Annotated in this window: 8 protein-coding genes and 1 tRNA gene; 7 read left to right on the plus strand and 2 right to left on the minus strand. The window is 74.2% G+C overall.

Translation table 11 applies throughout. The features are described 5' to 3' along the window. Positions 1–119: 119 nt before the first annotated feature. The 6 genes from ACWD6P_RS20575 (at position 120) to ACWD6P_RS20600 (ending at position 10,401) form a co-directional block, all read left to right on the plus strand. Positions 120–1,016, plus strand: a complete 897-nt coding sequence (locus ACWD6P_RS20575; protein WP_451445558.1) for an FAD binding domain-containing protein — start codon at positions 120–122, stop codon at positions 1,014–1,016. Positions 1,017–1,089: 73 nt separating this feature from the next. Beyond that, positions 1,090–3,357 carry a 2Fe-2S iron-sulfur cluster-binding protein gene (locus ACWD6P_RS20580; protein WP_451445559.1) on the plus strand — a complete coding sequence of 756 codons (2,268 nt, stop codon included), beginning with the start codon at positions 1,090–1,092 and terminating at the stop codon, positions 3,355–3,357. Beyond that, on the plus strand, positions 3,354–5,684 hold the full coding sequence (locus ACWD6P_RS20585; RefSeq protein WP_451445560.1) for a xanthine dehydrogenase family protein molybdopterin-binding subunit: 2,331 nt from the start codon (positions 3,354–3,356) through the stop codon (positions 5,682–5,684). The genes ACWD6P_RS20580 and ACWD6P_RS20585 overlap by 4 nt, the downstream gene beginning before the upstream one ends. A gap of 34 nt (positions 5,685–5,718) precedes the next feature. After that, entirely contained in the window at positions 5,719–6,219 is a 501-nt protein-coding gene (locus tag ACWD6P_RS20590; protein ID WP_451445561.1) for a pyridoxamine 5'-phosphate oxidase family protein, read from the plus strand. A 601-nt stretch (positions 6,220–6,820) separates the two neighbouring features. Beyond that, on the plus strand, positions 6,821–8,872 hold the full coding sequence (locus tag ACWD6P_RS20595; RefSeq protein WP_451445562.1) for an ATP-binding protein: 2,052 nt from the start codon (positions 6,821–6,823) through the stop codon (positions 8,870–8,872). Further along, positions 8,869–10,401: an ABC transporter substrate-binding protein gene (locus ACWD6P_RS20600; RefSeq protein WP_451445563.1), complete on the plus strand. Its 1,533-nt coding sequence runs from the start codon at positions 8,869–8,871 to the stop codon at positions 10,399–10,401. The genes ACWD6P_RS20595 and ACWD6P_RS20600 overlap by 4 nt, the downstream gene beginning before the upstream one ends. Positions 10,402–10,652: 251 nt before the next feature. Here the strand turns inward: ACWD6P_RS20600 and ACWD6P_RS20605 are convergent. Both ACWD6P_RS20605 and ACWD6P_RS20610 read right to left on the minus strand, forming a co-directional pair. Beyond that, positions 10,653–10,724, minus strand: a tRNA-Cys gene (locus ACWD6P_RS20605). 127 nt (positions 10,725–10,851) lie between these two features. Further along, complete coding sequence (locus ACWD6P_RS20610) at positions 10,852–12,471, minus strand: hypothetical protein (protein ID WP_451445564.1); 1,620 nt, start codon at positions 12,469–12,471, stop codon at positions 10,852–10,854. Between the two features lie 221 nt (positions 12,472–12,692). On the opposite strand from ACWD6P_RS20610, the gene ACWD6P_RS20615 reads away from it, so the two are divergent. Beyond that, positions 12,693–14,150, plus strand: a complete 1,458-nt coding sequence (locus tag ACWD6P_RS20615; RefSeq protein WP_451445565.1) for an MFS transporter — start codon at positions 12,693–12,695, stop codon at positions 14,148–14,150. Positions 14,151–14,411: the final 261 nt, after the last annotated feature.

Genomic DNA, 14,411 nt, shown 5'->3' on the forward strand with positions numbered 1-14,411 from the left:
TCGCGGACCCTCGCGCCGAGGGTCCGGGAAGATGTGCCAGAGTTGCCACGTCCGGGCTGTGAGCACGTACCGTACGGCGGAGCGGAACTGCCGGGACACCCGGGGAAGGGGCAGCTGGCTTGACCACGCACGCACCGCACGCGTCGCACACGGTGACGTTGCCGGCCTCGCTCGACGAGGCGGTGGCGGCGCTCACCGCCATGCCCGCCGCCGTGCCCGTCGCGGGCGGCACGGATCTCATGGCGGCGGTCAACGCCGGACTCCTCAGACCCGCGGCCCTGGTGGGCCTCGGCCGGATCAGCGAGATCCGCGGCTGGCAGTACCTGGACGGCCATGCGCTGCTCGGCGCAGGCCTGACCCTCGCCCGTATGGGGCGCCCCGACTTCGCCGCCCTGATCCCTGGCCTGGCCGCCGCCGCCCGCGCGGCCGGCCCGCCGCAGGTCCGCAACGCCGGCACCCTGGGCGGCAACATCGTGACCTCCGCCCCCACGGGCGACACCCTCCCGGTGCTCGCCGCCCTGGAGGCCACGGTGATCATCGCCGGCCCCGGGGGCGGCCGCCGCGAGATCCCGGTCAGCCACCTGCTGGCCGGCCGGGAGATGCTGCACCCCGGCGAACTCGTCGGCTTCGTGCGGGTGCCGCTGCTGCACGCCCCGCAGACCTTCCTCAAGGCCACCGGACGCACCGGCCCCGGCCGCTCCACCGCCTCCGTCGCGCTGGTCCTGGACCCCGCCAGGCGCGGTGTGCGCTGCGCGGTCGGCGCGGTCGCCGCCATGCCGCTGCGCCCCCTGGAGGCCGAGCAGTGGGTGGCCTCGATCATCGACTGGGACGGCGAACGCGGCCTGGTACCCGAGGCGCTGACGGCCTTCGGCGACTATGTCGCCGCCGCCTGCATCCCGGACCCGGCGCCGCCGGAGGACGGCTCGGAACCGGCGACCCTGCCGCCGGCCGCACTGCACCTGCGCCGTACGGTGGCAGCCCTGGCCCGCCGCGCACTTGGGAGGGCGCTCTCATGAGCGAGTACAGCGAGCGCATCATCGGGAGGTGCGCGCCTCGCGAATGCGGGGCCGAGCGAAGCGAGGTCTCGGCATGAGCGATGCTGACAACCGCAATCCGCAGCAGCCGCACCCCGATCAGGGCTGGCAGCCGCTGCCGCAGGGCGGCGAGTACGAGTCGGAGGCCACCGCCTTCGTCCAGCTCCCGGAGGGCTTCACCACCGGGATCTACGGCCGCCGCACGCCCGGCTACACCCCGGGCGCCGACCCGCTCGCCGCGCCCGGCCACGGCTACACCCCGCCGGCCTCCTTCACCCCGCACGCCGCCGCGCCGCAGGTCCCGGCGACGGGCACCGATCCGGCGGCCACCGGGCAGTGGACGATGCCGTTCGCGGACCCCTCGGCCGGGTACGCCGACCCGGCCGCCGGATACGGCGCCCAGCCGGACGCCGCGGCCCACCAGGGCGCGCCCGCGGCCTACCAGGGCGGCGCGCCCGAGACGGCCCAGCCGTGGGGCGGCGGTCCCGTCGACTGGCCGGTGGCGGGCGGCCCGGAGGCGGGCGGCACTGGAAGCTGGTCCGTCCCGGCGGCGGCCGACGACGGCCTGGAGGAGTCCGGCGAGTACCTCGTCGGCGACGACGGCCTGACGGCCCATACGGGAATCACGGGCGGCCACCCGGGCTATCAGGGACACCCCGGGCATCCCGGGCATCCCGGCCAGGCGGGCCACCAGGGCCACCAGGGTCAGCAGGGCCACCAGGGACTCAACGGCCCCGGTGGCGACGCCGGCTACCCCGGCGGCTACCCGGGCGCCGACGCGTACGACGCCGCGGCCGACCCCGCCGACCCCGCCGAGACCTCCCAGACGGGGCACTGGAACTTCACCACCGGGCTGAGCGCCACCAGCGGCGCCCAGACGCACCCCACAGGCGCGCCAGAGGCCCCGCGGGGCGGTGCGGCACCGGATCCGTTCGGCGGCTCCGCGGGCGACCCGTACGCGGGCGCCGGCGGCCTCGCCGGCCACCAGGGCGCCCTGCCGGAGGACGAGTCGGCCGGCGGCGCCGGTGTGCCGGGCGACGGCGCCGACCCGTACGGGCCGGGCGCGGACGGCGCACACGCCCCGGCCGCCACCGGGCACTGGTCGCTGCCGGCCGAGGCGCTGGCCCAGTGGCCGCCGGCCTCCGAGGCGGCACCGCGCCCCGAGGCGGCGGAGCGGCCCGACGGGCCGGCGGACGTGCCCGCCCCCGCGGGCGCGGGCGGGTGGACGGTCCCGGCGGCCGACGGGGAACAGCCGCAGGAGTCCGGCGAGTTCGCGCCGGGCGACGACACGACCGGATCTGCCGGATCTGCGGGGTCCGATTCGCCTGCTTCGTCCGGATCTGTAGACCCCGCTCTGTCCGCCGCCTCCGCTACCTCCGGCGCGTCCGACGAGCCCGTCGAGCCCGTCGAAAACATCGAGCACGCTTCCTCCGGCGCGCCCGCGGAGCCCGCGGACCGTACCGAACTGACCGAACTGATCGAGCTCACGGGCCCGGTGGACGCCGCCGACCGCGCCGTTGCGGCGGATGCCGCCGACGGTACCGACGGGGGCGCGGACCCCGCGGGCAGCACCGCCCCCGCGGAGGCCGGGGCCCCGGCCGGCGCCGAAGACCCCGCGGGCCCCGTCGGTGACACGGGCCCGCCCGCGGCCGCCGCGGACCCCGGCGCCGCCGAGCCCGCCGACGCCCACGACGAACACCCCGCCGCCTCCTACGTCCTGCGCGTCAACGGCATCGACCGGCCGGTCACCGACGCCTGGATCGGCGAGTCGCTGCTCTACGTGCTGCGCGAGCGCCTCGGCCTGGCCGGCGCCAAGGACGGCTGCTCACAGGGCGAGTGCGGGGCCTGTTCCGTCCAGGTGGACGGGCGGCTCGTCGCGTCCTGCCTGGTGCCCGCGGCCACCGCGGCCGGCAGTGAGGTCCGTACCGTCGAGGGGCTCGCGCAGAACGGCGTGCCCTCCGATGTGCAGCGCGCGCTCGCCGAGTCCGGTGCGGTGCAGTGCGGCTTCTGTGTACCGGGCATGGCGATGACCGTGCACGACCTCCTGGAGGGCAACCACGCCCCCAGCGAGCTGGAGACCCGCAAGGCGCTGTGCGGCAACCTGTGCCGCTGCTCCGGCTACCGGGGTGTGCTGGAAGCCGTCGAGGAGGTCGTCAAGGCGCGCGCGGAGGCCGCCTACGCCCCGGCGGACGCCGCGCCGGACGACCACCCGGCCGAGGCTGCGCCGCAGGAGACCGCCCGCATTCCCCACCAGGCGGGCCCCGCCGACCCCACGGGCCACGCCCCGCACCACCAGGATCCGCAAACGGGAGGCCCGGCATGACCGGCACGTCCGAGGGCGCAGGTGCCGTCACCGCGACCCCCGCGGCGGGTGTCCAGATGCCCGTCGAATCGCCGCTGCACGGCCTGGGCGTCTCCCTGCCGCCCGCCGACGCCGCGGCGAAGACCGAGGGCACCTTCCCGTACGCCGCCGACCTGTGGGCCGAGGGCCTGCTGTGGGCGGCGGTGCTGCGCTCCCCGCACCCGCGCGCCCGGATCCTGTCCATCGACACCAAGCCCGCCGTGGAGATGCCGGGCGTGCGCGCCGTCGTCACACACGAGGACGTCCCCGGCGACGCGGGGCACGGCCGGGGCACCGCCGACCGCCCGGTCTTCGCCAAGGACGAGGTCCGCCACCACGGCGAGCCGATCGCCGCGGTGGCCGCCGACCACCCCGACACGGCCCGGCTGGCCGCCGCCGCCATTGCCGTGGAGTACGAGGTCCAGGAGGCCGTCACCGATCCCCAGCTCGCCTTCGAGGCCGAGCCGCTGCACCCCGATGGCAACCTGATCCGGCACATCCCGCTCCGCTTCGGCGACGCCGACGCCGTGGGCGAGGTGATGGTCGAGGGGCTCTACCGGATCGGCCGCCAGGACCCGGCGCCCATCGGGGCCGAGGCCGGACTCGCGGTGCCGCGCCCCGACGGCGGCGTGGAGATCTACACCGCCTCCACGGACCCGCACACCGACCGCGATCTGGCCGCCGCCTCCTTCGGCCTGGAACCGGATCAGGTCAAGGTCGTGGTGACCGGCGTGCCCGGCGCCACCGCCGACCGCGAGGACCCCGGCATCCAGCTGCCGCTCGGCCTGCTGGCGCTGCGTACGGGCTGCCCCGTCAAGCTCGCCGCCACCCGCGAGGAGTCCTTCCTCGCGCACGCGCACCGCCACCCCACGCTGCTGCGCTACCGCCATCACGCGGACGCCGACGGCAAGCTGGTCAAGGTGGAGGCGCAGATCCTGATGGACGCCGGGGCCTACGCCGACACCTCGGCCGACGCGCTGGCCGCCGCGGTGTCCTTCTCCTGCGGCCCGTACGTCGTCCCGCACGCCGTCGTGGACGGCTGGGCGGTGCGCACCAACAACCCGCCGTCGGGCCATGTACGCGGCGAGGGCGCGATGCAGGTCTGCGCCGCCTACGAGGGCCAGATGGACAAGCTGGCCGCCCGTCTGGGCCTGGAGCCCGACGAGATCCGGCTGCGCAACGTCATGGCCACCGGCGATCTGCTCCCCACCGGGCAGACGGTCACCTGCCCCGCCCCCGTCGCCGAACTCCTGCATGCCGTGAAGGAAGCGCCGCTTCCCGAGCTGCCCAAGGACGCCCCCGAAGCGGAGTGGCTGCTGCCGGGCGGCCCCGAGGGCGCGGGCGAGCCGGGCGCGGTGCGCCGCGGCGTCGGGTATGCGCTGGGCATGGTGCACATGCTGGGCGCGGAGGGCACCGACGAGGTCTCCACCGCCACCGTCAAGGTCAGCGGCTCCGTCGCCACCGTCATCTGCGCGGCCGTCGAGACCGGTTCGGGCTTCTCCACACTGGCGCGGCAGATCGTGCAGGAGACCCTCGGGGTCGAGGACGTGCACGTCGCCGGCGTCGACACCGACCAGCCGCCGGCCGGCCCGGCCTGCCACGGCCGGCACACCTGGGTCTCCGGCGGCGCCGTCGAGCGTGCCGCCAAGATGGTCCGCACACAGCTTCTCCAGCCCCTGGCCCACAAGTTCGGCATGTCCACCGAACTCCTCCAGATCAACGACGGCAAGATCACTTCGTACGACGGCGTGCTCAGCACCACCGTCGCGGAGGCCCTGGACGGCAAGGAACTCTGGGCCACCGCCCAGTGCCGCCCGCACCCCACCGAGCCGCTGGACGACGAGGGCCAGGGCGACGCGTTCGTCGGCCTGGCCTTCTGCGCCATCCGCTGCGTCGCCGACGTCGACATCGAACTGGGCACCGTCCGGGTCGTGGAGATGTCCGTCGCACAGGACGTCGGCCGGGTGCTCAACCCGCGGCAGCTGCGGGCCCGTATCGAGGCCGGCGTCACCCAGGGGCTGGGCGCCGCCCTGATGGAGAACCTGCGCACCACCCGCGGTCTGGTCCGCCACCCCGACCTGACCGGCTACGCCCTGCCGACGGCGCTGGACGCCCCCGACATCCGCATCGTCAAGCTCATCGAGGACCGCGACGTCGTGGCCCCCTTCGGCGCCAAGCCCGCCAGCGCGGTGCCGGTCGTCACCTCGCCCGCCGCCGTCGCCTCCGCCGTCCGCGCCGCCACCGGCCGCCCGATCGGCCGCCTCCCGATCCGCCCCCAGGCGGCGGTGGCCCAGGTGGTGCGGCAGTAGGGACCGCGGACCCGCCCTCTGGCAGCCTGGTGCCATGCATGAGAGCCCGGAAGATCTTGCCTGGTTACAGCGCCTGCTCGACGACTCGTACGCCGCGGCGGGCCCGCACCTGCGCTCCATCGTCACCGAGGAGCGCCGACTTGACGCCGCGGGGGTGGCCGCCGAGATGGGCGCCATGCGCGTGATGGCGCTGGCCACCACGACGGCCCGGGGCGAACCCCGGGTGGGCCCGGTCGACGGCCTGTTCTACCGGGGGCGCCTCCACTTCGGGTCGGGAGCCGATTCGCTGCGGTTCCGGCATCTCCGCGCCCGCCCCGCCGTCTCCGCCTCGGTCATCGACGGCGAGCGGCTGCAGATCACGGTTCACGGCAGGGCCCGGGAGGTGTCCCCGGCAGAGGATCAGGCGCTGGCGTCGTTCCTGATCGGGGTGTACGGGCCCGAGGCGTGGGACGGCTGGATGAGCGCACTGCCGTGGGCCCGCATCGAGCCCGACCGGATGATCACCTTCCGCAACCGGGGCCTGAAGGGGGGGTAGGGACTGGGGGGGAGGAGGCAGCGGCGGTTGCGGTTGCGGCTGCTGACGCTTCTGCGGTTGCGGCTGCTTCTGCGGTTCCTGCTGCTGCCGTTTCTGCGGTTCCGGCTGTTTCTGTGGTTCTGCGGCTGTCCGGCTGTGCGGCTCCGAGGCTTCGCGGCTCCGCCCCTCTTCCCCGCCGCCCACCCACCCCCTTGTTTTTTCCCCGCCGCCCACCCCCCCTTCGGGGGGTGGGCGGGTGTATGAGCGCGGGCGTACGCGTGCGATGCGCCGCCCACCCACGAGGGGCCCCTTACCCGCGACCGGCCCACCCCCGGAGATTCATCGGCGCCGGGGAATCCGCGGGCGCCCGGAGACTCACGAGCGTCCACAGCCTCACGCTGCGTCATCACGATTGTCAGTACCGTCACTTACAGTGATTTTCGGCGCGTGGGGATGGCGTCGGATGAGGGGGATGGAAATGACCGGAGGGGTCAACGAGCTTCAAGGGGCCTCAAAGTGCTTGCGGTGGACGGGAATTGGGGGATGCTGGGGCGCCCGGAGTGAGCCGGCCGGCCGTGGGGGGCGCGGGGGTGACGGGGAGCGCGAGGCTGAGGGGAGCGGGATGCCGCAGGAATGGGCGGGGGAATCCGGACGGGACCGGGCCGTGGAGCGGTACGTCCAGGAGCTGTTGGTGCGCAGGCCGGGCAGCCGGCCGGAGCTGCCGGCCACGCTGCTGCTGGGGCCGCGCGGCAGCGGTAAGACGACGGTGCTGCGGCATCTGGCGGACTGGGGCAGGCGGGCCCCGGTGGCCCGTCTCGATCTGGCGGCGCTGGGGCAGGAGGGGCGTAAGCCGATCGACGTGCTCGCCGCGCTGGTCTTTCAACTCAACGAGGAGAAGAAGGACTTCGCGCGGCTGTGGTTCCCCGCCTTCGGACTGCTGGCGATCGCCGTCGCGGCCAGAGTGGACGCGGCCGACCGGGACGCCGCCGTCCGGCAGATGGAAGAGGCGCTGGTCGGGCCGCCCAGCAGCCGGACGGAGGTGATCAACCAGCTGGCCACCTATGCCGCCACGGTCCTGGGTGCGCCGACGGCGGTGACCGCGGCGCTCCCCCTGCTGCCCGAGTGGCGGCGCCACTGGGCGCGGCTGCGCGTCCGCTGGCAGCTGGCGCGCATCCGGCGGCGCAGCCGTGGCGCCGGCTCCGTCGACGGCTTCCTGATCGACCTGAACCAGCGCTACGGCGACCGTGAGGAGGCCGAGCGGCAGCGTGCCGAGGCGGTGCTGTTCGACGCCTTCCTGGACGACCTGCGGCGGGCGTACGGCTCGCGGGGCGGCGACAAGCGGCGTACGACGCAGTGTCTGGTGCTGCTGGACAACGTCGACAGCCCGCTGGGAAACGACTTTCTCAAGGCGCTCCTGGACGCGCGGAGGAAGAGCGGGGTGCCCGACCCGCTGCTGGTCCTGGCCACGGCGGGCAGCTATCCGGAGGCGCTGGAGAGCTTCGCTTTCGGCGGGCCGCGGCGGCCCGGTGCGCTGCCCGGGCGCTGGCCCGCGGAGGAGGAGGGGTTCGTTCCGGAGCGGGTGGTCAAGGGGCTGGTGGTGGGCCGGCTGCGGGATCTGGCCCGCCATGAGGTCGAGCAGCAGGCCGAGGAGGTGCTGCGGTCGGCCGGCCGCCGGGCGCCGGTGCCCGCCGCCGACAACGGCGTGCAGTGGCTGGGCTGGGTGGTGCACGAGCTCACCCGCGGGCATCCGGCGGGCACCGCGCTCCTGTTGGCGGCCCTCCTGGAGTATCCGGCGGAGACCGCGTGGGAGGAGCGGCTGCGGCAGGCCCTGCAGCCCTCTTCGGACCTCGTCGACGCCCTGCTGGAGCGGCTGTTGCCGATAGGCGCGAGCGAGGAGCTGACGCAGGCGCTGGCCCACGCCGCGGCCGCGGCCGACCTCGCCCAGACGCAGGCCGGCCGGGTGCTGTGGGACGAGTCCAGCGCCCGGGTCCAGGAGGAGTTCAACGACTTCTGCGCGGACGTACTGCGCACCATGCATCTCGACAGCGAGGACGAGGAGGCCGACGGCCGTACGGAGACCCCTCACCCGCTGCTGCGTTTCCTGCTGCTGCGGAGGCTCGCGGCGATCGCCGAGGACGGGCCGCCCGGCACCGTCCGGGGATGGCGGCCCGTGCACGACGCCCTGCGGGAGCGGGCGGCCGCGGCCGGCGAGGAGGGCAACGCGGCCTATCACGCCCTGGCGGGCGGAGATCTGGCGGCGGCCGCCGCGTATCTGGACGAGGCCTTCGACCGGTTCGCCCCCGAGGGGTGGTGCGCCGAGCTGTGCAGACTGCGCCGCGCCCCGCTCGCCGGGGCGGGCGGCGCCCTCGACCGGCCGCTGTGGGAGCGCTACGAGCGGCTGGTGGAACACCTCAACGACGGTGCCGTCGAGCAGCGTCTGCGCACCATCACCCGGCTGCTCGCCGCGGTGTGGATCGGCCCCGAGCCGCCCGACGACCCGCGTACCGACCGGGTCGGCGACCCCTACCGCGATCCCCTCGGCGATCCCGGCGCCGAGCTGTACGGCGAGATACAGGCCCGCTTCCACACCCTCGCGGTGCACGCCGACAGTGTGCCGTGGACCTCCGCGCTGCTGCGGAAGGCCAAGCAGTACGGAAAGGAGCCGTGGCTGTGAACACGCGTGTCTTCGAACCGCCCAGACCGCCGCGCCGCTGGGGGCTGTGGATCGTCTCGGCACTGGTGGCGGCCGCGGTCCTGGCGGGGCTCACGATGCGGATCGCCGGCACGGCAGGACGGTGCGGTGAGGGTGTGCACAAGGCGGCCGGCGGCGAGTGCGTGGGCGTGACGGACGGTGCGTACACCTTCGAGAACCTGCACGGTCTGAGCGGCAAGATCCGTGCCGAGAACGACAAGGTCGCCAAGTCCGGTGAGCCGTCCGTCGCCATCGCCTATCTGGAGGCCATGGCGGGCGGTTCCGCCGACCGGGGACCGGAGGCCACCCGGCAGGCAGTCGGCGGCGCCTACCTCGCCCAGCGCGCACTGAACGAGGAACGTTCGACACTGCCCAAGATCCGGCTGCTGCTGGCCAACACCGGCCGTGGTGACCGAAGTTGGCGACAGGTGGCCGACCAGCTCATCGCGATGAGGGACAGCGAGCACCTCGTCGCGGTGGCGGGCTTCGGCCAGAGCAACGACCGGACGGCCGCCGCCGTGAAGCGGCTGCGCGCCGCCGGGCTGCCCATGGTCGGCGCGACGGTCGCGGCGGACGGGCTGAGCTCCCCCACGGCAGGGTTCTACCGGGTCTCCTTCCCCAACCGGGACCAGACCGCGGCCGCCGCCGGCTACCTCAAGGAGCAGCAGCGAGGACGCCCCGGCTACCGCGTCCAGGTGATCAGGGACGGCAATGAGCAGGACGCCTACAACACCTCGCTCTACGAGGACTTCCAGGCGGCGGCACGCCGCGCCAAGCTGGAGGTGGACGGTGAGGTGATCCCCTTCCGCTCGGGGGCGGGCCAGGAGGCGACGACGGGCAACGCGCTGTCCCTGGTCGCCGACAAGGTCTGCGACGATCCGCAGCCGCCGGACGCGGTGTACTTCGCCGGACGCGGCCGCGAGCTGCGCCGGTTCATCGAGGCGGCCGGTGAGGGCGGCAGGCGCTGCCCCACGACGGTGCTCTCCGGCTCCAGCGCGCTGGGCGTCTACTTCGGCACCGGAGGCGAGGAGCACCGTGACGAGCTCGCCCGGCTCGCCCAACGCTGGAAGTACAGCCGGCTGACCGTCTATTACACGGCGTTCACCCATCCCGAGATATCCCAGAAGGTCTATGGCGGCGGAGCCCGGACCGGTCCGTTCGCCGCATTCGAGCGGGCCTTCGGCGAGCAGGTCGGCGGCCCGGCCGCGGACCTCGCCAGCGGCCAGGCGATGCTCGGCCACGACGCGACGTACACCATCGGCAAGGCCGCCCGGAACGCCGTCGGCGTCTACGGCACCCGCCGGGTCACCGCCCGCATGGTCCTGGACATGCTGGAGCAGACCAACGGCAGGTCCCGGGTCCGTGGCATCAGCGGCTACATAGCCTTCGACCCGGACACGGGGGAGCCGGTGGACCGCCCCCTGGCCCTGGTGGAACTCCGCCGCCCGACGGACTCGGGCGAGGCCGGCGACATCTACCGCTTCGTGGCCCCGCTGCGCACCGGCCGGTGAGGCGAAGCCGTGGAACCACACGGTATCCGCGGGGATTCATGTGGCATCCGTTTCCGGTCATGGCTCTCGGACGGCTTCCAGGGCCGACTGTCTGTCGTGGACGGGGCCGAGGGCTGGCTCTTGGTCGCCGGAGCCGGAGGAGGACCAGCGTCGGTGACGCCGAAATATCCGTGCCGCGGACGATCAAAAGGGCGGCACCCCTTCGATCTCCGGGGATGCCGCCCTTTCCTTTTGCCTGGTCAGGCATACAGAGGCCGTGGCGGGATTCGAACCCACGTAACTCGCTTTGCAGGCGAGCCCCTGAACCACTCGGGCACACGGCCGGGTTGCGGTGCTGTTCCGACTGTAGGCCGCGGGGCGGGGGGTCCGGCAAGGGAGCGGGGCGGGCTGCCATGAAGCCGCAATACGGGGCAACACGAGGTTCATGTAACCCGGTACGGAGCGCCGGGGTCAGGGTTGCGGGCGGGTGTCCCGTACGGCGACCAGGCCGTTGAAGACGCCGATGTACGCGGTGCCGTCCGGGCCGAGGGTGATCGGGGCCCAGTTGTTGTCGTAGAGCGGGCCGGTGCCGGTCAGCCGACGCCAGCGGGTCTGGCCGGTGCGGAAGTCGACGGCGGTCAGGTACCAGGCGTCGATGCCCAGGGGGTGGGGTTCCTTTGTGTAGTAGTAGAGGAGGCCGTTGGCGGTGGAGAGCTTGGCGACGGTGGAGGGGGAGCGTTCCTTGCTCTCCCATACGGTGTCGCAGCCGCTGCCGTCCGGCCGGATGTCGATCCGGGTGATCCCTCCGACGACCGACCTGCCCAGGAGCAGCGAGGTGACGTTCTCGTAGCCGTAGTTGTTCTCCACGACGAGGCTGTTGCCGTAGCCGATGAGGGAGTTGTCGGTGGTGGAGGCGCCGGCGCCGAAGACCGGGACCTTGCAGACCAGGCGGCCGGCGTCCGGTCCGGTGCGGCGCAGGACCAGCACGTTCATCCGGTCGTCGGCGTTGTCGGTGAGGGCGACGTAGGGGTGTGCGGCGTCGCCGAGCAGGGTCGGGGTGGTGCCGGAACCCTGGCTGACGGAGCCGGGTTTGCTGCCGGTACCGCGGTCGTAGGTCCGCCGCCACTGGATCCGCGGAGTGCCCGAGGCGTCCGCGCGCAGGCTGTACAGGGCGTGGTCGGAGACGACGGAGACACCGTCGCGGGCCGCCGAGAAGCTGTTCTGGATCTCCTCGCCGGGCAGCCGGACCGTGCGTACGGTTCCGGTATGCGGGGCGATGGTGCCGATCCGCCCCTTACGGGTCACCCACCAGATCCGGCCGTCCCAGTCGGGCTGGACCGAGGTCACCGGATCGCACTCCCCGCGCGGACGGAGGTTGGTCCAGCCGACGCAGTCGTGCGGGACGTACGGGGTCAGGTCCCAGTCGCGCTCGACGGTGAAGCGCCAGGCGCCGTCGGCGGACCGGTGGTGTGACAGCCGCAGCACGTGCTGGCGGGAGTCGGCCAGGACGACGCGGTCCTGGTCGTCGAGGTAGAAGTAGGCGCCGCCCGAGGTGTCCTTGAAGATCTTGGAGAAGTCCAGGCGGGTGACGGCCTCGACGGTGGAGGGGCGCTGCGGCAGCCGGTACTCGGCGAGCGTGCCCAGGCTCGTCGGGTCGAGGAGCTTGAGGCGGAAGCCCTGGAAGGTGCCGCAGACGGTCAGTATCCGGCCGCCGGAGTCGAAGGTGACGGTCGCGCACTCGCCGCCGAGCGCCGCCATCCGCTCGCTGCTGACGGCCGGGTGCGCGCCGAGCGGCCCGGGGAAGGGGTGGGTGTCGCTGCTGGCACCGTCCCCGTGCATACCGGCCCGCCCGTTGGGCGCCAGGTACGGATGCTGCGGTGGCGCCTGGTCCGCGGGCAGCGGGGTGGCGGTGGCGGGGGCGCCCTCGTACGGGGGGACCAGCCGGTGCCCGGGGGCGGGCGGTATCGGCGCCGCCCGCGCGGCCGGGGCGAGCGCCAGAAGGGCCGGCAGCACGAGCGCGGTGGCCGCGAGCGCCGTGGCCGCACGGGCCCCCAATCCGCTCCGTCCGGGCCCAATGAGCCTGTGTCGCATGGGAGTTCCTCATCCATCCGTCGGCAACGGCGGCCGAGGCTAGGACGGCCGGGCGAAGGAGTCCATGGCTTCCGGCGCGCCGCCACGGAGCGTTCATACGGCCCGACGGCCGGCGTCGGGTACCTGCGGCGGCCGCCGCCCTGCGGCGTAGGACCGACGACCGACCCGATCCCCGTCTCCCGACAGGGGCGCACCCGGCCTACGGCCCTTACGCTGGCCGGATGACCGCTGATCGCCCCGCCCTGACCGCCCCGCCCGGCGAGGAAACCGACGACGACACCGCCGACGGCGTCCTCGGCCGCGCCCACCGGGCCCTGACCCTGGGCATCATCTCCGTCGTCTCCCTCGTCGCCTTCGAGGCCAGCGCCGTGAACACCGCCATGCCGGTCGCCGCCCGCGCCCTGGACGGCATCGGCCTGTACGCCTTCGGTTTCTCGGCCTTCTTCACCGCGAGCCTGTTCGCGATGGCGCTCTCGGGCGAGTGGAGCGACCGGCGCGGGCCGCTCGCCCCGCTGTTCACCGGGATCGCCGCGTTCGGCACCGGGCTGCTGATCGCCGGCGGCGCGCAGAGCATGGGCATGTTCATCGCGGGCCGCGGAGTGCAGGGCGTCGGCGGCGGGCTCGTGGTGGTGTCGCTGTACGTCGTCGTCGGCCGCGCCTACCCCGAGCGGCTGCGCCCGTCGATCATGGCGTCGTTCTCGGCGGCCTGGGTCGTGCCGGTGATCGTCGGCCCGCTGGTCGCCGGGACCGTCACCGAACAGCTCGGCTGGCGCTGGGTCTTCCTCGCCATCCCCGTGCTGATACTGCTGCCGCTCGCGGTGATGCTGCCGGCCCTGCGCGCCCTGCCGCGTACGGCGCCGGGCCCGCGCGGCGGTGTGCGGCACGTCCTGACCGACCGGCGCTGCCGGCTCGCGCTGGCCGTCGCGGTGGGCGCGAGCCTGCTGCAGTACGCGGGCCAGCACCCCTCCTGGTCCGCGCTGGTGCCCGCGGCCGCCGGGCTGGCCCTGCTGGCACCGGCCATAGTGCGGCTGCTGCCCCGCGGCACGTTCCGGGCGGCGCGCGGCCTGCCGTCCGTCGTACTGATGCGCGGCCTGGCGGCCGGTGCGCTGGTCGCCGCCGAGAGCTTCATCCCGCTGATGCTGGTCACCCAGCGCGGCCTGTCCGCGACGCTCGCCGGTCTCTCCCTCACCGGCGGCGGCCTGACCTGGGCGCTCGGCTCGTACGTCCAGAGCCGCCCGCGCCTCGAACCGCACCGGGAACGCCTGATGGGCCTGGGCATGCTGCTCCTGGCGACGGCGATCGCCATGGTGCCGCTGGCCCTGCTCGACGGGGTCCCGGGCTGGATCGTCGCGGCGGCCTGGACGGTCGGCGGCTTCGGCATGGGCCTGAACATCTCCAGCGGCGGCGTGCTCCTCCTCAAGCTGTCCCGCCCTGAGGAGGCCGGCAGCAACTCCGCGTCCCTGCAGATGTCGGACGCGCTGGGCAATGTCACCTTCGTCGGCATCAGCGGCGTCCTCTTCGTCGCCTTCGGCGGCGGCGCGATCGCTGCGCATGCCCCCGCGGCAACCGCCGCCGGCTCGGCCGCCCATCCGGCGGCCTTCGCGGCGGTGTTCGCGGCGATGGCGGGGGTTGCGGGGGTGGGGGCGGGGGTGTCTGCTCGCCTGAAGCCGAAGGCTTGACTTCTGGCGTTCTCGGCCCCTCCGCTGCGCTTGGCTGGCTGCCGGCGTTTTCGGCTTCCCGCCGTGGGGGTTGTTCGCCGTTGCGCCTGCGGCGGGCGGTGCCGCTGCGCGGGGCTTTTCGGGTGCCGGTGACGGTCCTCCGGGGCCTGGTGTGTGGACTGCTTCGCCGCCCATCCACAGCAGCGGCTGTTCGCCGGTCGTGGCGTCGTAGCGGAACCACAGACTGCAGGTGAAGTCGTGGGTTCCCAGGGGCAGGGAGTT

Source organism: Streptomyces sp. NPDC002446, from assembly GCF_053595675.1.